General features: G+C 56.6%; 17 protein-coding genes. 9 read left to right on the top strand and 8 right to left on the bottom strand.

Annotated features, from left to right (window positions below):
• Positions 1-90 precede the first annotated feature (90 nt).
• The 4 genes from ABWV79_RS13295 to msrA all read left to right on the top strand — a co-directional run bounded on the left by ABWV79_RS13295 (position 91) and on the right by msrA (position 3,361).
• On the top strand, positions 91-1,158 hold the full coding sequence (locus ABWV79_RS13295; protein WP_353392543.1) for a YjgN family protein: 1,068 nt from the start codon (positions 91-93) through the stop codon (positions 1,156-1,158).
• A gap of 3 nt (positions 1,159-1,161) precedes the next feature.
• Positions 1,162-2,205 carry a M48 family metallopeptidase gene (locus ABWV79_RS13290; protein ID WP_353392542.1) on the top strand — a complete coding sequence of 348 codons (1,044 nt, stop codon included), beginning with the start codon at positions 1,162-1,164 and terminating at the stop codon, positions 2,203-2,205.
• Positions 2,206-2,319: 114 nt separating this feature from the next.
• A complete protein-coding gene (locus ABWV79_RS13285) occupies positions 2,320-2,601 on the top strand; it encodes an SCP2 sterol-binding domain-containing protein (RefSeq protein ID WP_170355627.1) in 282 nt (93 codons plus the stop codon).
• An 88-nt stretch (positions 2,602-2,689) separates the two neighbouring features.
• Positions 2,690-3,361, top strand: a complete 672-nt coding sequence (gene msrA / locus ABWV79_RS13280; RefSeq protein WP_209195965.1) for a peptide-methionine (S)-S-oxide reductase MsrA — start codon at positions 2,690-2,692, stop codon at positions 3,359-3,361.
• On the opposite strand, the gene ABWV79_RS13275 is transcribed toward msrA, so the two are convergent.
• Entirely contained in the window at positions 3,358-4,227 is an 870-nt protein-coding gene (locus ABWV79_RS13275; RefSeq protein ID WP_353392539.1) for a ribokinase, read from the bottom strand. The genes msrA and ABWV79_RS13275 overlap by 4 nt on opposite strands.
• Positions 4,224-6,488, bottom strand: a complete 2,265-nt coding sequence (locus tag ABWV79_RS13270; protein ID WP_353392537.1) for an NADP-dependent malic enzyme — start codon at positions 6,486-6,488, stop codon at positions 4,224-4,226. Before ABWV79_RS13270 ends, ABWV79_RS13275 begins: the two co-directional genes overlap by 4 nt.
• 161 nt (positions 6,489-6,649) lie before the next feature.
• Between ABWV79_RS13270 and mutS the strand changes: the two genes are divergently transcribed.
• The gene (mutS, locus tag ABWV79_RS13265) at positions 6,650-9,265 is read left to right on the top strand and encodes a DNA mismatch repair protein MutS (protein WP_353392890.1); all 2,616 of its coding nucleotides are present in this window, start codon (positions 6,650-6,652) and stop codon (positions 9,263-9,265) included.
• Between the two features lie 28 nt (positions 9,266-9,293).
• Here the strand turns inward: mutS and ABWV79_RS13260 are convergent, their stop codons facing one another.
• Both ABWV79_RS13260 and hrcA read right to left on the bottom strand, forming a co-directional pair.
• The gene (locus tag ABWV79_RS13260; RefSeq protein WP_170355624.1) at positions 9,294-9,857 is read right to left on the bottom strand and encodes a nucleotide exchange factor GrpE; all 564 of its coding nucleotides are present in this window, start codon (positions 9,855-9,857) and stop codon (positions 9,294-9,296) included.
• A gap of 10 nt (positions 9,858-9,867) precedes the next feature.
• Positions 9,868-10,932: a heat-inducible transcriptional repressor HrcA gene (gene hrcA / locus ABWV79_RS13255; protein ID WP_353392535.1), complete on the bottom strand. Its 1,065-nt coding sequence runs from the start codon at positions 10,930-10,932 to the stop codon at positions 9,868-9,870.
• 112 nt (positions 10,933-11,044) lie between these two features.
• Between hrcA and rph the strand changes: the two genes are divergently transcribed.
• Genes rph through ABWV79_RS13235 form a run of 4 tightly spaced genes read left to right on the top strand, consistent with a single transcriptional unit; the run spans position 11,045 to position 13,868 of the window.
• Complete coding sequence (gene rph / locus ABWV79_RS13250; protein ID WP_209195975.1) at positions 11,045-11,758, top strand: ribonuclease PH; 714 nt, start codon at positions 11,045-11,047, stop codon at positions 11,756-11,758.
• On the top strand, positions 11,755-12,369 hold the full coding sequence (rdgB, locus tag ABWV79_RS13245) for an RdgB/HAM1 family non-canonical purine NTP pyrophosphatase (protein ID WP_353392532.1): 615 nt from the start codon (positions 11,755-11,757) through the stop codon (positions 12,367-12,369). The genes rph and rdgB overlap by 4 nt, the downstream gene beginning before the upstream one ends.
• The gene (gene hemW / locus ABWV79_RS13240) at positions 12,359-13,513 is read left to right on the top strand and encodes a radical SAM family heme chaperone HemW (RefSeq protein ID WP_353392530.1); all 1,155 of its coding nucleotides are present in this window, start codon (positions 12,359-12,361) and stop codon (positions 13,511-13,513) included. The genes rdgB and hemW overlap by 11 nt, the downstream gene beginning before the upstream one ends.
• 1 nt (position 13,514) lies before the next feature.
• Positions 13,515-13,868 carry a YbaN family protein gene (locus ABWV79_RS13235; protein WP_353392528.1) on the top strand — a complete coding sequence of 118 codons (354 nt, stop codon included), beginning with the start codon at positions 13,515-13,517 and terminating at the stop codon, positions 13,866-13,868.
• Here ABWV79_RS13235 and ABWV79_RS13230 read toward each other — a convergent pair.
• The 4 genes from ABWV79_RS13230 to mnmG are packed head-to-tail and all read right to left on the bottom strand — an operon-like array spanning position 13,858 to position 18,049.
• Entirely contained in the window at positions 13,858-14,754 is an 897-nt protein-coding gene (locus ABWV79_RS13230) for a ParB/RepB/Spo0J family partition protein (protein ID WP_170355618.1), read from the bottom strand. The genes ABWV79_RS13235 and ABWV79_RS13230 overlap by 11 nt on opposite strands.
• Positions 14,755-14,773: 19 nt before the next feature.
• On the bottom strand, positions 14,774-15,577 hold the full coding sequence (locus ABWV79_RS13225) for a ParA family protein (protein WP_353392526.1): 804 nt from the start codon (positions 15,575-15,577) through the stop codon (positions 14,774-14,776).
• Positions 15,570-16,184: a 16S rRNA (guanine(527)-N(7))-methyltransferase RsmG gene (gene rsmG / locus ABWV79_RS13220; protein ID WP_170355616.1), complete on the bottom strand. Its 615-nt coding sequence runs from the start codon at positions 16,182-16,184 to the stop codon at positions 15,570-15,572. The genes ABWV79_RS13225 and rsmG overlap by 8 nt, the downstream gene beginning before the upstream one ends.
• Positions 16,181-18,049 (bottom strand): tRNA uridine-5-carboxymethylaminomethyl(34) synthesis enzyme MnmG, encoded by a 1,869-nt coding sequence (mnmG, locus tag ABWV79_RS13215; RefSeq protein ID WP_170355615.1) that lies wholly within the window; start codon positions 18,047-18,049, stop codon positions 16,181-16,183. The genes rsmG and mnmG overlap by 4 nt, the downstream gene beginning before the upstream one ends.
• Positions 18,050-18,054: the final 5 nt, after the last annotated feature.

The raw sequence follows: 18,054 nt of genomic DNA, 5'->3' as shown, positions 1-18,054 counted from the left end.
CGTACAATCGCCTTTTTGAATGTTCAGACAAAGCGGGTCGGTTCCCTTGTGGGATTGGCCCTTTTTTCTATCCATTCTTTTGAGGCTGAAATGCAGGCAAATCACCCACAAGGCACCCCAAACGAATTCGAGTTCCGAGGCTCGGCCAGCGAGTATTTCGGGATCTGGATCGTCAACTTGCTGTTGTCGCTAATCACGTTCGGAATTTACAGCGCGTGGGCAAAGGTTCGGACCAAGAAATACTTTTATCAAAACACCTATGTGGCGGGACGCAGTTTTGACTATCACGCAACCGGCCTTCAGATTCTGTTCGGACGGATTATCGTCGTTGCGGGTATCGTGATTTACTCCGTTCTCGGCGCAATCCCGATTGTGAACCTTGTGTTGATATTGGGGCTGATCTTCGTGATCCCATATCTGCTTGTCCGCTCACTGCGGTTTCAGGCGCGTGTCTCCAGTTGGTCGAATGTTCGGTTCGACTTTCAAGGCACATGGGGATCGGCGGCGGCCAATTACTTCCTGTACCCGATCATCGCCGCGCTGACGCTCTATACGACATGGCCATTTGTCACGCGATCCGTCCAGAGGTTTCACGTGAACGGTCACAAATTTGGTGCAACTGCAATGTCCTTCGACAGCCCGATCGGGCCGTTTTACAAGGCCGCACTGGCGGCGATGGCTTGGGGTTTGGGAACCATCGTCGTTGCGATTGCAGTGGTTGGTGTAAACATGAATTTCGTAGAAGCTCTGGCCTCGATCAACGAAAACCCCGAGGACGTCGCCGCCGCGATCGACGTTATCCTGATCTTGTTGCTTCTTTTCGCGGTCTTTGTCCCGGCCTCGATCATCTATCGCGCCATGGTACGCAATACGGTTTACAACTACGCCATTCTGGGCGACGGCCACAGGTTCTATTCGGATGTGAACGCGCTGCGCTTGCTGTGGATTTCTGTTTCAAATGCGGTCGTCATTTCTGTGACCCTTGGTCTGATGTTGCCTTGGGCGCATGTTCGCCGGGCGCGGTATCTGGCCAATCACACCACCTTTATCCCCTCGGGTTCGCTGGACGAATTCGTCGGAGATGTCACGGCCAATGTCAGTGCCATTGGCGATGCCTATGGTGACATCGAAGGCTTTGACATCGGTATCGCGGTCTGACCGTTGCAAGAGCTGCCCGATAATATCAGCGCGCCCGTTGAAGGGCGCGCCTATCCACCACTCAGCTCACGCGAAATCCATGCGCGTCTGGCTGTTGGATCCAATACCGTCTGGTTGATCGACGGAGACGGGCAGATACAAACACGCTGTGCCCCGAATGAGCTGGATATCGAGCCCCGCGTCGGGTCGACCGAACGCAGGGTGAATTTTCCAGATGGCACCCTTTTTCTGACCACCAGACATGCCGCGCTGGAACACTTGATTTCCGATAGCAGTGGATCCTGGCTGCACCATGCCGAACGCTTTCACCCTCGGCTTATTCTGGTCTCGATCGCCTGTCTGTTTGCCGCCTGGGGTGTATGGAAATATGGCCTGACCGTGCTGGTCGCACTGGCCGTCTGGATGACGCCACCGCCGCTTGTATCGGCCATTGATGCCAGCACCTTGCAAGCAATAGACAAAGTGCTGGCGAAACCCAGCGCCCTGAGTCCGGACCAACAGGAACAGGTTCAGAACAGTTTCGACCGTCTTTTGACCAACATGGGACCCGAGGCGCAAGACTTTGCCTACACTCTGCAATTTAGGCGCCTGCCAGGAATTGGCCCAAACGCGTTTGCCTTGCCCAACGGAACCATCGTCGTGACCGATGAGCTGGTAAAGCTGATCTCGGTGGACGCGATGGCAGGTGTGCTGGGTCATGAAATCGGGCATGTCGCTGAACAGCACGGTTTGACCCAGCTGTATCGGTCGCTTGGGACATTTGTCCTGATCGGAATGATGGCCGGAGATACTGGCCCCATCCTTGAAGAGGTTCTGCTAGAGGGCAATCTGATCCTGTCCCTGTCCTATTCGCGCCAGCATGAATTGTCTGCTGACCGATACGGAGTCGATCTGGCCGCCCGTTCAGGCTTTGACCCAAATGGGTTGTCCGAGTTTTTCGATATTCTCGAGACCGAGTTCGGAGATCACGGTACCGATTGGTTCAGCACCCATCCGGGGTTCCAGGAACGGCAGGAAAACTTCAGAGAGTTGAACCACCGCCACTAGCCGTTGTGCCTAGGGTCAGAGCCTTCTTCACCGTTACGTAAGTTGTCCTTTGGTCAAGCTTGCGGATAAACCCATTGGCTCTTTACGGTCTCGCGAACAGGGAAAGAGGATATCATGTTGCAAGAGATCGCGGACGGAATTCAAAAGAACCTCGCAGGCAAGAGCTTTGAGGGCTCTCTCAAATTCGATTGCGGTTCCGATGGCGTGATTGTTCTGGCCGACAATCAGGCCACGACACAGGATCAGGATACGGACTGCACCATCAAAATCTCGCAAAGCAACCTGACCAAACTGCTAACGGGCAAATTGAACCCGATGACGGGTGTTGCCCTGGGTAAGCTCAAGATTTCGGGAAACATGGGCGTTGCGATGAAGCTGGGACAATTGCTGGGATAAACTCGTCTCACCAGCGCGTGACAAACGATGTCAGGCGATTGCACGGATCAAAAAGAGAAGGCAAGTTTCTATTAGAAGGAGACCTGCCATGACACGCATCGCTTATCTCGACTACGTCAAACCGACGCTTCTTTTTGCTTTGATTACGATCGCGGCCTTGCTGCGTGCCGCCCCCGCGCCCGCAGCAGGAACCGAGACCCTGACCGTTGCCGGAGGGTGTTTCTGGTGCGTCGAATCCGATTTCGAATCCGTCCCCGGTGTGATCGAAGCGGTTTCGGGTTTCACCGGCGGCAAAGCTGCCAACCCCACATATGATCAGGTGTCCAAGGGCGGCACCGGCCACTACGAGGCCGTCCAGATTACGTTCGACCCGGCTCGCGTTTCCCGTGAAACCCTGCTGAACATGTTTTTCCGTTCGGTCGATCCAACGGATGCCGGCGGTCAGTTCTGCGATCGTGGAAACAGCTATCGCACGGCGATTTTCGTCTCCGGCGCCGGCGAAAAGGCCGTGGCCGAGGCTGCAAAGGCCGACGCCCAGCGCGCTTTGGGACAGACGGTTGTAACGCCCATCCTGCAGGAAGGCGCATTCTATCCGGCGGATGAATACCATCAGGATTACTACAAAGGCGACAAGCTGGTCTTCACCCGCTTCGGACCCAAGCGTCAGAAGAATGCCTATAAGGCTTATCGCAACGCCTGTGGCCGAGACGCCCGCGTCAAACAGCTTTGGGGTGGCGACGCACCTTTTGCCGGGTCTTAGTCGAACCGCGCTTCCCTGACTTCTTTGAGGTCGGGGATCACATCTGCCGTACCGTGCCGCGTGACCATCAGGGCCGCGGCACGATTTGCTTGTGAAATCGCCTGCGCCATCGGCATTCCGCGATCCATCCCCGCCAGAACATAGCCGGTAAAGGTGTCGCCTGCTCCGGTTGTATCCACGGCCTGCACCTTATGGGCCGGGAAGTCTAAGGCTTCTCCGCGATGATAATACCGCGCGCCTTCGGCCCCCAGTGTGACAATCACATGCTCAATTTGGAGGTCCGTAACAGGTTGACCGGTGGCCTCGTGCAACTGCTCGGCCTCGACCGCGTTGAGGATCAGGAAATCCAGATATGGCAGCACGGCCTGAACGGACTCTGCCTGAAACGGAGCAGCAGCATAACAGACCGTCAGACCCATTTCACGGCCCATCTTCGCCGCCTCAACCTGCAGATTGGTTTCGTTCTGCGTCACCAACAGATCGCCTTGCGACGCGGATGACAGCGCTTGCCCCAGTTGATCCTGTGAAATCGCATGGTTCGAGCCCTGAAACAGGATGATATTGTTCTCACCCTGCGCATCCACAGCAATGATTGCGTGGCCCGTTTGCACATCGACCTGAGCTATGTAGCGCGTATCAACACCATACTCGGTCAGTCGATCCCGCGCCCAGCGCCCATCAAAACCAACGGCGCCGATATGCGCAATCCGTGCACCAGCCCGGGCCGAGGCCACAGACGTATTCGCACCCTTGCCTCCCAGAAACCGGTCCAGACGGCTGGCCGAGAGCGTTTCCCCCGGCCCGGGCAGATGCGGCACGTCATAGATCATATCCGCATTGATCGAACCGAGGTTCCAGATCGTCATGGTTTACCCGAAATGTCGCAAGAGGCCAGAATGGCCATGTTCAGGATGTCATTCGCGGTCGAGACGGTCGAGCAGATCTGGATCGGCTTATCGACACCCGACAGGATCGGGCCAATCACGGTCGCGCCGCCCATCTCTTGCATCAGCTTGGTCGAGATCGAGGCCGAGTGCCGCGCAGGCACAATCAGGATATTGGCCGGACCCGTCAGACGCTGGAACGGATAAGCCGCTTGCTGATCCACGTTCAACGCCACATCGACGGTCATCTCGCCCTCATACTCGAAATCCACGCCGCGCTGGTCAAGAACGGCCGGGGCGCGATGCATCTTTTCAGCACGTTCCGATACCGGATACCCGAAGGTCGAGAAGCTTACGAAGGCCACGCGTGGTTCAAGCCCCATATGACGCGCCACAGCGGCCGAGCGTTCGGCGATATTGGCCAGATCATTCTCATCCGGCCACTCATGCACCAAAGTATCGCCGATCAGCACAATCCGCCCTTTATACAAAAGCGCTGTTACCCCCGCCGCGCCATGGGCAGCGTCAGCGTCGAACACATGGTTGATACGGTCCAGTACATGCGCTGATTTACGCGTGGCGCCAGTCACCAGACCATCCGCATGGCCGTGGGCCAGCATCAGCGAGGAAAACACGTGGCGGTCACGCGCCGCCAGACGGTAGACATCTTTGTTGTCGAAACCTTTACGCTGCAGGCGTTTATACAGAAAATCGGTATAGGTATCGAGGTGCATGGTATTGGCGGCATTCACCACCTCAAGCTCGCGCACAGCATCGCCCAACCCAGCCTCTTCCAGCTTTTGCTTGACGTCATCCTGGCGACCCACAACCAGCGCCTTGCCAAAGCCTGACCGCTGATAAGTCACCGCAGCGCGCAACACGCGCGGATCGTCGCCCTCGGCAAAGATCATCCGGCTTTGCGCCTGACGCGCCCGTGCGTTCAAACCGCGCAGAATGCTGGCCGTCGGATCCATGCGGGATTTCAGGCTGAGCTCGTAAGCGTCCATGTCGATGATCGGACGCCGCGCGGCCCCGGTATCCATCCCGGCCTTTGCAACCGCCGGAGGAATGCGGTGGATCAGGCGCGGATCGAACGGCGTAGGGATGATATAGTCACGCCCGAAGGTCAGCGACTTGCCATAGGCCATGGCGACCTCATCCGGCACATCCTCGCGCGCAAGATTGGCCAGCGCGTGGGCACAGGCAATCTTCATCTCATCATTGATGGCGCGGGCGTGGATATCCAGCGCGCCGCGAAACAGGTAGGGAAAGCCCAGAACGTTGTTCACCTGGTTGGGATAATCGCTGCGGCCCGTGGCGACGATCGCATCCACGCGGACCTCGTGCGCCTCTTCTGGCGTGATCTCAGGGTCAGGGTTCGCCATAGCAAAGATGACCGGATTATCGGCCATGCTGGCGACCATTTCCTGCGTCACCGCCCCTTTGACCGAAACGCCCAGGAACACGTCGGCACCGTTCATCGCCTCTTCTAGCGTGCGTAGGTCAGTGGTGATCGCGTGGGCGGATTTCCACTGGTTCATCCCCTCGGTCCTGCCCTGATAGATCACGCCCTTGGTGTCGCAGACGATGCAGTTTTCATGCCGCGCACCCATGGATTTGAGCAGTTCGATACAAGCGATGCCTGCAGCGCCCGCACCGTTCAGCACGATCTTAACATCTTCGATCTTCTTGCCTGAAATATGCAGTGCATTCAGCAGGCCCGCCGCGCAGATCACTGCCGTGCCGTGCTGATCGTCGTGGAAGACGGGGATATCCATCTCTTCCTTCAAGCGCTGTTCGATGATGAAACACTCGGGCGCCTTGATGTCCTCAAGGTTGATGCCGCCGAAAGTAGGCCCCATCAGGCGCACAGCGCGGCAGAATTCATTCGGGTCTTCGGTGTCCAGCTCAATATCGATCGAGTTCACATCGGCGAACCGTTTGAACAGGACGGATTTGCCCTCCATCACCGGTTTCGACCCCAGAGCGCCCAGATTGCCAAGACCCAGAACCGCCGTCCCGTTCGAGATCACAGCCACCAGATTGCCCTTGTTAGTATAGTCGTACGCAGTCTCGGGCGCTTCGGCGATGGCTTCACATGGAACAGCGACGCCGGGGCTATAGGCCAGAGACAAATCGCGCTGCGTGGTCATGGGAACGGTGGCTTGCACCTCCCACTTGCCGGGGGTGGGGTCCAGGTGAAAGGCCAGCGCCTCTTCTTTTGTGATCTTCGTTTTGGGCATCTTATCGGTCGTTTCCATGACTTCGGGGCTTATGCGTCATAACGCAGGCGGGGCTGCGCCTCAACGACAATACGTTTTCACCTTTCGTCACGGTTGGGGGATTTGTAAGGTCACGCCCGGAAGACGCCAAAAGGGGGCCGCTTTTGTCCACAGTCACGCCGATGATGGCGCAATATCTTGAGATCAAAGAGGCCCATTCAGACGCCCTGCTGTTCTACCGCATGGGCGATTTCTACGAGATGTTCTTTCAGGACGCCGTCAATGCCGCCGAGGCATTGGACATCGCCCTGACCAAACGCGGCAAGCACAATGGTGAGGACATCCCTATGTGCGGCGTGCCGGTGCATTCGGCCGAGGGTTATCTGCTGACGCTGATCCGCAAAGGCTTTCGCGTGGCCGTGTGCGAGCAGATGGAAAGCCCGGCTGAAGCTAAGAAAAGAGGCTCTAAATCAGTGGTTCGGCGCGATGTTGTGCGTCTGGTAACACCCGGAACGCTGACCGAGGACGCGCTGCTTGAGGCCCGCCGCCACAACTTTCTGGCTGCATATGCCGAGGTTCGGGATGAGGCCGCGTTGGCATGGGCTGACATTTCCACCGGGGCGTTTCACGTGATGCCTTTGACATCCGTGCGGCTCAGCCCCGAACTGGCGCGGCTGGCCCCGTCCGAGTTAATCGTGGGCGACGGCATGGAACAGGCGTTGAACGAGACGGTGCGCGATCTTGGGATTTCATTGACCCCCATCGGGCGCGCCAGTTTCGACAGCACGGCGGCAGAAAAGCGTATCTGCGGGTTGTTTCACGTGGGCGCTTTGGATGCGTTCGGGTCTTTTGGCCGCGCCGAAGTGTCCGCCATGGGCGCGCTGATCGACTATCTGGAGATCACGCAAAAGGGCAAATTGCCCCTGCTGCAAACGCCGCTGAAGGAATCCGAGGACCGCGTGGTCCAGATCGACGCCGCCACGCGCCGCAATCTGGAACTGACCCGGTCGCTCTCAGGCGGGCGCGCCGGGTCACTGCTGTCGGTGGTTGACCGCACCGTGACGCCGGGCGGCGCACGTCTGCTGGAACAGCGCCTGTCCAGTCCGTCTCGTAATCTGGACATAATCCATGCCCGGCTTGATGCGGTGAGTTTCGCTGCTGAGGACAACCTGATCGCCTCGGACCTGCGCGAGGCACTGCGCAAAACCCCCGATCTGGACCGCGCCCTGTCGCGCCTGTCGCTGGACCGTGGCGGGCCGCGCGATCTGGCTGCCATCCGCAACGGCCTGACCCAGGCCGCCGCGATTGCCGAAATCTGCGAGGCGCAGGATCTGCCCGTTCTGCTCTCGACCGCGTTGCAGAACCTCGTGGGGTTCGACGATCTGCTGAACCTTCTAGACGAGGCTTTGGTCGCCGAACCGCCCCTTCTGGCCCGCGATGGAGGCTTCATCGCCCCCGGCTTCGACCCCGAACTCGATGAGGCCCGCACTCTGCGCGACGAAGGCCGGTCCGTCATCGCCGGGTTCCAGCAGAAATACGCAGAGCACACCGGCATCACCTCGCTGAAAATCAAGCACAACAACGTGCTGGGCTATTTCATCGAAACCACGGCTACGCACGCCGAGAAAATGCTGAACCCGCCTTTCAGTGAAACCTATATCCATCGCCAAACCACCGCCAATCAGGTGCGGTTTACCACGGTGGAACTGTCCGAGATCGAAACCCGCATCCTGAACGCCGGAAATCTGGCGCTTGAGATCGAAAAGCGGCTCTATCAAAGGCTTTCTGGCGATATCTTGGCCCTTGCTGCCCGCCTCAACCAAGCGGCCCGCGGGCTGGCCGAGCTGGACCTGACCACCGCGCTGGCCGATCTGGCGCGGGGTGAAAACTGGTGCCGTCCACAGGTCGACAGCTCGCGCGCGTTCAACGTGCAAGGCGGTCGCCATCCGGTCGTGGAACACGCGCTGCGCCAGCAATCGGGCGATGCGTTCATCGCCAATGACTGCAATCTGACCGCAGATCAGGGGGCCGCGATCTGGCTGCTGACCGGTCCCAACATGGCCGGTAAATCGACCTTCCTGCGCCAGAACGCCCTGATCGCCCTACTGGCGCAAATGGGCAGCTATGTCCCGGCCGAACAGGCCCATGTCGGCGTGGTCAGCCAGCTATTCAGCCGGGTCGGAGCCTCCGACGATCTAGCCCGTGGGCGTTCAACCTTCATGGTCGAGATGGTCGAAACCGCCGCCATCCTCAATCAGGCCGATGACCGCGCGCTGGTTATTCTGGATGAAATCGGGCGCGGCACCGCCACCTATGACGGCCTCTCCATCGCCTGGGCCACGCTGGAACATCTGCATTCCGCCAACCAATGCCGTGCGCTGTTTGCCACCCATTACCACGAACTGACCGCGCTGGCCGGCAAGCTGGAAGGCGTCGACAACGCCACTGTCGCCGTCAAGGAATGGGAAGGCGAGGTCATCTTCCTGCACGAGGTCCACAAGGGCGCCGCCGACCGATCCTACGGCGTGCAGGTCGCGCAACTGGCCGGGCTGCCCGCATCCGTGGTCGACCGTGCCCGCGTTGTTCTGGACCAGTTGGAGAAAACCGAACGCGAAGGCGGCAAGCAAAAGGCGTTGATCGACGACCTGCCTCTGTTCTCAGCCGCGCCGCCACCTCCGCCGCCCGCGCCTAAAGCATCGCCCGTCACAGATATGCTGGACGACATCCTGCCGGACGAGTTGACCCCGCGCGAGGCGCTGGACCTTATCTACAAACTGAAAGAGGCGGCCAAATCCTGACCGCCCCTTTCCAAGTCTGTGTGATCGCTTAGCTCGCAGGTGTCGACGACACCCCAACCTGCGCCGGGCGCAGCAGGCGGTCATGCAGCATGAACCCTTCGGCTGAGACCTGAATGATGTCGCCCGCGCGTGTTCCCGGCACCGGAGCTTCGAACATCGCCTCATGCACATTCGGATCAAATCGATCACCAACCTCGGGGGTGATCACCTCGATCCCGTGTTTCTGGAACACGTTCGTCAGCGCACGCATGGTCAGCTCAACACCTTCGATCAGACCGGCAGCAACCTCTTTCTGCTCATCGGTCGCGGCCTCAAGCGCGCGTTTCATGTTGTCGTAAACCGGCAGCATGTCACGGGCCAGTTTGGACCCACCATATTGTTCCGCATCGCGACGCGCCTTGTCGCCCCGCTTGCGCGCGTTTTCGGCATCGGCCAGAGCGCGCATGAACCGGTCTTTGTACTCGTCACGCTCGGCGCGCAGTTCGTCCAGTTCCAATGCCTCGTCACTGAACTCTGCGATTTCTTCCGCCAGCTCTTCGGCCTCGGCGGCTGCTATATCGTCCAGAAAATCTTCGTTCTTGGGCTCTGCCATCTCTTACCCTCTAGCTCCGGTCGGAAATCAGCTTGCCGACCAGTTGCGCCGTATAATCCACGATCGGCACGATCCGTCCATAGTTCAGTCGCGTAGGTCCAATAACCCCGACCGCACCGATTATCTTTCGATCAGCGTTCATATATGGAGACACCACCAAAGAGGAACCCGAAAGTGAAAAAAGTTTGTTCTCAGAGCCGATAAAAATGCGCACACCCTCGCCATCTTCAGTCAATTCAAGAAATTCGGCGATGTCACGCTTACGCTCCAGATCGTCAAACAGGGTGCGAATGCGATCCAGTTCCTCTTCCTGTGCGGGATCATGCAGCAGATTCGCCCGCCCGCGCACAATCAAACGGGCTGAGTCGCTGCCATCATTGTCCCAGGCCGCGATTCCACTTTCGACCAATTCGCGCGCCAGCACATCAATTTCCTGTTTACGCGCGTCGATCTGTGACAGCATCTGCTTGCGTACTTCGCTGATCGTGCGCCCCTCGATCAGCGCATTAAGGAAATTCGCCGCCTCACGCATGGAACTGGGCGTCTGCCCTGGAGGCGGGGTGAACAGGCGGTTTTCCACGTGCCCGTCCGAAAAAACCAGCACCACCAAAGCCCGGTCATGGCCCAGCGAGACGAACTCGATATGCTTGATCTCGGCCTCATGCTTGGGCGTCAGCACCAGTGATGCGCCTTGTGTCACGTGTGACAGGGCCGATCCCACCCGGTCCAGCATTCCGCCTACATCACCTGCGTTAGAGCCTAATGTCTCGTCCAGCTTCTGCCGGTCATCAGCGCCCAGATCGCCGACCTCAAGCAGCCCATCGACAAACATTCGCAGCCCCTGCTGCGTTGGAATCCGCCCCGCAGACACATGAGGGCTGTCCAACAGGCCCAGAAATTCCAGATCCTGCATCACATTGCGCACCGTCGCGGCGCTGACTTTCTCCGACAGGGTACGGGTCAGGGTGCGGCTGCCCACCGGCTCGCCACTTTCCAAATAGCTTTCGACGATCAACCGAAACACCTCGCGCGAGCGATCGTTCATCTCATTCAGAATTTTACTTGCTTCGCTCATCGGCGGCCCCCTGCTGGATCGTCATTAAATCGCAGGCAAATGAAAGGTCAATCGGGGTTGCATCGTAACGCCACGGGGCGGTATCCCAAAGCCAGCAAACAAAGGAAATTCCATGCGACCCTCAGGACGTAATCTAGACGAAATGCGCGCTGTTTCCATCGAGACAGGTTTCACCAAACATGCCGAAGGGTCTTGCCTGATCAAGATGGGCGACACCCATGTGCTGTGTACCGCCACAATCGAGGATCGCGTGCCGCCTTTCATCAAAGGCTCGGGCCTGGGTTGGGTAACGGCGGAATACGGGATGCTGCCCCGCGCGACCAACACCCGGATGCGGCGCGAGGCGGCCTCGGGCAAGCAAGGGGGCCGCACCGTGGAAATCCAACGCCTAATCGGCCGCGCCCTGCGTGCCGGTGTGGACCGGGTTGCCTTGGGAGAACGTCAGATCACAGTCGACTGCGATGTGATCCAGGCCGATGGCGGCACCCGCTGCGCCTCAATCACCGGCGGTTGGGTGGCGTTGCGTCTGGCGGTGAACAAGCTGATGAAGGCGGGCGATGTGATCAGCGATCCGCTGATCGATCCGGTCGCCGCCGTGTCTTGTGGCATCTATGCCGGTCAACCCGTGTTGGATCTGGACTACCCCGAAGACAGCGAGGCTGGTGTTGACGGCAACTTTATCATGACCGGTTCGGGCAAGCTGATCGAAGTGCAGATGAGCGCCGAAGGCTCGGTCTTTAGTCGTGCGCAGATGGATCAGCTGATGGATCTGGCCGAAAAAGGCGTCGGCGAGTTGGCCGCCGCGCAAAAGGCCGCGACCGCATGACCCGCAAGTTCGACAGCGACAGGCTGCTGGTTGCCACTCATAACAAAGGCAAGCTTGAGGAGATGGCGCATCTGCTTGAGCCCTTTAGTGTGACCGTGATCGGTGCGGGCGACATGAACCTGCCCGAACCGGAAGAGACCGAGGATACCTTCGTCGGCAACGCCCGGATCAAGGCGCATGCCGCCGCGCAAACAACCGGCCTGCCTGCCCTGTCGGACGATTCTGGGATCACCATCGACGCGCTGAACGGCGCACCCGGCGTCTACACTGCCGATTGGGCCGAAACTGGCAATGGCCGGGATTTCCTGATGGCGATGACCCGCGCTCATAATGAGTTGGAAGCCAAAAACGCCCCCCACCCGCGTACTGCGCAGTTCCGCAGCACGCTGGTGCTGGCCTGGCCCGACGGTCATGACGAAGTGTTCGAGGGCATCGCCCCCGGCCATCTGGTCTGGCCCATTCGCGGCGAAGGCGGGTTTGGATATGACCCGATGTTTGTTCCCGACGGCTATAACATTACCTTTGCCGAGATGGATCGCTGGGAAAAGAACAAGATCAGCCATCGCGGCCGCGCGGTGGAGATGTTCGTGAAGGGCTGCTTTGGCGGATGATTGGCGCAACGGGGGCTTTGGCCTGTACGTGCATTGGCCCTTTTGCGAGGCCAAATGCCCATATTGTGATTTCAACAGCCATGTATCGCGTAATATCGATCAAAAACAATGGCTTGAGGCATATCTAACCGAGTTGCGTCGCTCGGCCACAGAAACGCCCAATCGCGTGTTGAACACGATCTTCTTCGGTGGCGGCACCCCATCCCTGATGGACCCCGACACCGTCGCCGCTGTGATTGATGAGGCCCGCGCCCTTTGGCGGCCCGCCAATGACATGGAAATCACGCTTGAGGCCAATCCCGGCTCGGTCGAGGCTGGGCGCTTCGCTGCCTATCGTGATGCCGGCGTGAACCGGATCTCGATGGGGGTACAAGCGCTGAACGATGAAGATCTGCGTCGTCTGGGCCGTATCCACACAGTGGCCGAAGCACGCGCCGCCTTTGATATCGCCCGGAATTGCTTTGACCGCGTCAGTTTCGACCTGATCTATGCCCGCCAGCATCAAACGTTGGACGATTGGCGCGCGGAACTAACCGAAGCCCTGTCGATGGCCGTTGATCATCTGTCACTGTACCAACTGACGATCGAGGAAGGCACCGCCTTTGGCGACCGTTACGCGGTGGGCAAACTGCGCGGCCTGCCCGAGGATGACCACGCCGCTGACATGTACCTCGCCACGCAAGAGATTTGTGAGGCCCACGGCCTGCCCGCCTATGAGGTTTCGAACCACGCCCGACCGGGGTCAGAGTCGCAACACAATCTGATTTACTGGCGTTATGACGATTATGTCGGCATCGGCCCCGGAGCACACGGACGAGTAACCGCAAACGGAACAAAATGGGCCACCGAAACATACCTATCGCCGAATGCATGGCTGAAAGCAGCATCTGCGGGATCAGGTGAGAAGGAGCGAGCTGCCTTAACTCTGCAAGATCAGGCAAGTGAATACCTTATGATGGGGATTAGGATTGGCGAAGGACTAGATATTGATCGATTTGGTGCTCTGTCCAAGCAACCTCTGCCACAAGAAAAACTGCAACATCTCTGCGAACTTGGGATGATCGAACTGCATGATAACCGGCTTCGCGCAACCAAAGATGGACGCGCAGTTCTAAACGCCGTCATTCGAGAATTGTTGGGGTAACATGCAGTATCTCTGGGCAGCTTTGGGTTTGATTAGCGTCGCGCTTGCCGTGATCGGCATTGTGCTGCCCCTTCTGCCCACGGTGCCGTTCCTACTGTTGGCGGCGTTCTTCTTCGCGCGCTCGTCTTCACGACTGCACCACTGGCTAATCACGCATCGTACGTTTGGACCATTAATCCAGGATTGGCAGAGCTCTGGCGCCATTCGACCCGCCGCAAAAAGAGCGGCCACCGTGTCGATCGCCGCCGTCTTTGGAATTTCTGTTCTGATCGCGGTGCCCATCTACGTATTGGCAATTCAAGCCGTCGTTCTTGGCGGTGTGCTAACTTTTATCTGGACCCGGCCTAACGGCTAAGTTTGGCACACAGATCGTCCAACTGATCCAGATTCTCATATGTCAAAACAACCTGTCCCGTCTCGGTTCCGGCTTTATGATTGATGACAACCTTCATTGCGAGAATTGCAGACAGGTCTTTTTCAAGCGCGCGCGTATCGGCGTCTTTGCCCGCATCCAAATTCCGTGATCGAGGTGCAGATTTTTCAGCCTCGGGTTGGTGCTGCTTTTTTACCAAAGCCTCAGTTGCACGCACCGAAAGACCATCTCGAATGACGGTTTTAGCCAGATCGGTCGGGTTTTCAGCCGTCACCAAAGCCCGCGCATGTCCGCCAGAAAGCTTCCCCTCAACGACGAAATGCTGAACGTCCATTGGCAAAGACAAAAGTCTCAAAAGATTCGCTATGTGACTGCGGCTTTTACCCAGTGCTTCGGCGAGTTTCTCCTGCGTATGACCAAAGCGATCCATAAGCTGTTTGTAGCCCGCCGCCTCTTCTACTGCGTTCAAATCGGCGCGCTGGATGTTTTCGATAATAGCGACTTCCAGAACCTCAGTGTCGTCGAAATCCCGGACGATCACCGGTATATTGTGCAATTGCGCCATCTGAGCAGCGCGCCATCGCCGTTCGCCCGCGACGATTTCATAGTCCCCTTCAGAGATCTCGCGTACGATCAGCGGCTGAATGATGCCCTTTTCTTTGACTGAAGCCGCGAGTTCATCCAGTTGCTCGCGCGAGAATGTTCTGCGTGGCTGATTAGGATTCGCGTGCAGTTTTTCGATTGGTACCGTCATGTCCGGACGACGCGGTTCAGATACAGAGCGACCTTCGGGTTCTTGCGTCACATCAGCCATCAAAGCGGACAATCCGCGGCCCAAACCTCGGGGTTTTGCTTTCTTTGCGGCCACGTGACCCTCCTTTTACCGCTTATGCAGCGGCTTTTTTGTTTTTATGAATGACTTCCCGTGCCAAATGACGGTATGCCATTGCCCCTAAAGAGCCGGAGTCATATTGCAATACAGGCAACGCATAAGACGGAGCCTCACTCACCCGAACATTTCTAGGTATCTTGGTTTTAAATACCATCTCACCCAGATTGTCACGCGCGTCCTTTTCGACCTGCCGGGACAAGTTGTTGCGGTTATCATACATGGTCAACACAACACCTTCGATTCTGAGGTCCGGATTCGCTGTTTGTCGTACCTCTCGGATCGTCATCATCAGTTGTGATAAACCTTCCAAGGCGAAGAACTCGCTTTGCAAAGGAACAAGGACAGAATGCGAGGCCACCATAGCATTCACAGTCAGCAAGTTCAGTGACGGTGGACAGTCGATCAGCACAAAATCAAATTCAAACTTGTCGATCGCCGTTTGTCGCAACGCGTCGTGCAACAGATAGCTGCGCTTCTCATTTGAAATAAGCTCAATATCCGCCGAACTCAGATCCACTGTGGCCGGAATGACGTAGAGTCCGCCAATTTCTGTCTCTTGGATAACTGCCTCTAGCGGAGCGTCGTCCAGAATAAGGTCGTAAGTTGTCCAATCCCGGTCTTCAACACCAAGCCCGGTTGAGGCGTTGCCTTGGGGATCCAGATCGACAACCAGGACATTACACCCAGCTTCGGCTAGTCCCGCCGCGAGGTTGATCGCAGTTGTTGTCTTCCCTACCCCACCTTTTTGATTGGCAACCGCAATAATTCTGGGGCCGGTGGGGCGAGACAGGTCAACCACGTGAAACTCCTTTGATCTTAAGGATAACGGCTTGGGGTTCTGTTAAACTTGTAATCGGGTCGGCTTGGAAATTCCATTCTTCCCGAGCGTCGTCCAATTCTTTTTTCCAGTTTGCGCCTTTCGGCAACAACGCCACACCGGACTCGCTTAAATGCCTGTCACAATAGGATAAAAGCGTCTTCAGATCCGCTAGTGCACGGGCTGACAAGACTTGCGCATTCAATGGGCCAACTGTTTCAATTCGCTTAGATATGATCTTACAATTGGCACCACATTCGCGCGCAACATTCCTTAGAAAGGCCGATTTCCTCTGATCGCTTTCGACAAAAGTAAACTCTGCATTTGGGTTCTCTTCTACCGCCATCAAAGCGCAGACCATACCTGGAAAACCTCCTCCGCTACCCAAGTCAGCCCAGTTGTCGAATGTATCTGCACACCGATAAACCTGAACCGAGTCCTTGATGTGCCGAACCCAAATTTCATTAAGACTGTTGCGAGAGACAAGATTTATTTTGGGATTCCAGCGATTTACCAAGTCAACGTATGTCGTCAGCCGTTCCAATGTTTCACGTGAAACATCCAGACCTTCGAAAATCGCCCCGATCATGCTTTTCGCACCTTTTGGTCCCGCCGAAGTTTCGCTAAGACCAAAGTCAAAGCTGCGGGTGTTACGCCTTCTACGCGTCCGGCCTGAGCGATATTTTCAGGTCTGGCAATGGACAGTTTCTGCTTCATCTCAGAAGACAGCCCTTCCAAAGCAAAAAAGTCAAAATCCTGCGGAATTTCGTAAGACTCATCCCGCTTCATCGCCTCAACATCTTTTTTCTGACGTTCGATATAATTCGCATACAAGGCATCGCGCTCTACCTGAAGGCGTATGTCTTGGTCGACGGCCTCCAATGCAGGAATTAAGGGAAGTAAATCTTCGAACGAAACATCTGGGAATGCTAGAACGGCCATACCATCCCTGCGGTTACCGTCTTGGTTTACATTAATACCAGCAGATCGGATTTCCTTTGGCGTAAAACTGCGTTCAATCAACTTAGCCTTTGCAGAGCTAAGCTTCTCCATCTTTTCATTAAATGAGGTTCTGCGAACAGATTTCACACAGCCTAAATCCAAACCAATCGGTGTTAAACGTTGATCAGCATTGTCAGCACGCAAAGACAAGCGGAATTCGGCCCGAGAAGTAAACATTCGATACGGTTCAGCAACGCCACGAGTTGTCAGATCATCTATCATAACGCCGATATAACTGTCTGAACGTGTGAAATGGACGGGACCTTTATCAAATGCCGACAAAGCAGCATTTAAACCTGCAACCAATCCTTGGGCCGCGGCTTCTTCGTAACCTGTTGTTCCATTGATTTGCCCGGCAAGGAAAAGTCCGGGCACCTCTGGAAGTGCCAATGATGACGTCAGTACACGCGGATCGACGTAGTCATATTCAATTGCGTACCCAGGTTGAAGAATCTCAGCGTTTTCCAGGCCCTTAATCGACTGAACGTATTCCAATTGAACATCTTCGGGCAAAGAGGTGGAGATTCCGTTGGGATAGATTGTGTGGTCATTCACACCTTCGGGCTCAAGGAAAATTTGATGAGAGTCCTTGTCTGCAAACCTAACAATCTTGTCTTCTATAGATGGACAATACCGAGGACCAATCCCGTCAATGTGGCCACCATACATCGCTGATCGCGACAGGTTTTGCTCGATAATCTCATGCGTTCGTGAGTTGGTATGTGTTATACCGCAGGAAATCTGAGGCGCTTGGACGGTCTTGGATAAAAATGAGAATAACGTCGGAACGTCATCACCGTCCTGACGCTCCAGATCAGACCAATCAATGGTGCGGCCATCAAGCCGCGGTGGCGTTCCAGTCTTAAGCCGACCTAATGGAAGTTCGAAGCTATCCAGTCTCTCGGCCAGTTTAACCGATGGTCTGTCACCCATTCGACCACCGGGTCTGGAAACATCACCTATGTGAATGATTCCCCGAAGGAACGTACCTGAGGTCAAGATCACTGCAGCCGCGCGTACTTCAGACTCATCCGAGAGCTTTATGCCGACAACCTTGTTGCCAGACATCAGAAAGTCCACGACCTCACCAATAACTACGGTAAGGTTTGGTTGTGCTTGTGTTTCTTTCTGCATTGCAGATCGGTACAGAGCTCGGTCTGCTTGTGTTCTGGGCCCTTGCACCGCTGGACCTTTTCGGCGATTCAGTAAACGAAACTGAATTCCTGCCGCATCGGCGACCCGGCCCATGACGCCATCCAACGCGTCGATTTCTCGAACAAGATGCCCTTTGCCCAGTCCTCCAATAGCTGGGTTGCAGGACATGACGCCAATATCTGACGCAGAAAGTGTCACCAGTGCAGTATTGGCACCCATCCGTGCCGCAGCATGACCAGCCTCGGTTCCAGCATGGCCTGCACCAATAACTACAACATCGAAATCTGAATGTTTCACGTGAA

This window comes from Ruegeria sp. HU-ET01832 (assembly GCF_040371315.1).
GTDB lineage: Bacteria > Pseudomonadota > Alphaproteobacteria > Rhodobacterales > Rhodobacteraceae > Ruegeria > Ruegeria lacuscaerulensis_A.
This window is presented reverse-complemented; position numbering and strand designations above follow the sequence as displayed.

Bases quoted from the DNA above. Each gene is read 5' to 3' on its own strand.
- ABWV79_RS13295 (WP_353392543.1), top strand. From the start codon at position 91: ATGCAGGCAAATCACCCACAAGGCACCCCAAACGAATTCGAGTTCCGA.
- ABWV79_RS13285 (WP_170355627.1), top strand. From the start codon at position 2,320: ATGTTGCAAGAGATCGCGGACGGAATTCAAAAGAACCTCGCAGGCAAG.
- msrA (WP_209195965.1), top strand. From the start codon at position 2,690: ATGACACGCATCGCTTATCTCGACTACGTCAAACCGACGCTTCTTTTT.
- ABWV79_RS13275 (WP_353392539.1), bottom strand. From the start codon at position 4,227: ATGACGATCTGGAACCTCGGTTCGATCAATGCGGATATGATCTATGAC.
- ABWV79_RS13270 (WP_353392537.1), bottom strand. From the start codon at position 6,488: ATGCCCAAAACGAAGATCACAAAAGAAGAGGCGCTGGCCTTTCACCTG.
- mutS (WP_353392890.1), top strand. From the start codon at position 6,650: ATGATGGCGCAATATCTTGAGATCAAAGAGGCCCATTCAGACGCCCTG.
- ABWV79_RS13260 (WP_170355624.1), bottom strand. From the start codon at position 9,857: ATGGCAGAGCCCAAGAACGAAGATTTTCTGGACGATATAGCAGCCGCC.
- hrcA (WP_353392535.1), bottom strand. From the start codon at position 10,932: ATGAGCGAAGCAAGTAAAATTCTGAATGAGATGAACGATCGCTCGCGC.
- rph (WP_209195975.1), top strand. From the start codon at position 11,045: ATGCGACCCTCAGGACGTAATCTAGACGAAATGCGCGCTGTTTCCATC.
- rdgB (WP_353392532.1), top strand. From the start codon at position 11,755: ATGACCCGCAAGTTCGACAGCGACAGGCTGCTGGTTGCCACTCATAAC.
- ABWV79_RS13235 (WP_353392528.1), top strand. From the start codon at position 13,515: ATGCAGTATCTCTGGGCAGCTTTGGGTTTGATTAGCGTCGCGCTTGCC.
- rsmG (WP_170355616.1), bottom strand. From the start codon at position 16,184: ATGATCGGGGCGATTTTCGAAGGTCTGGATGTTTCACGTGAAACATTG.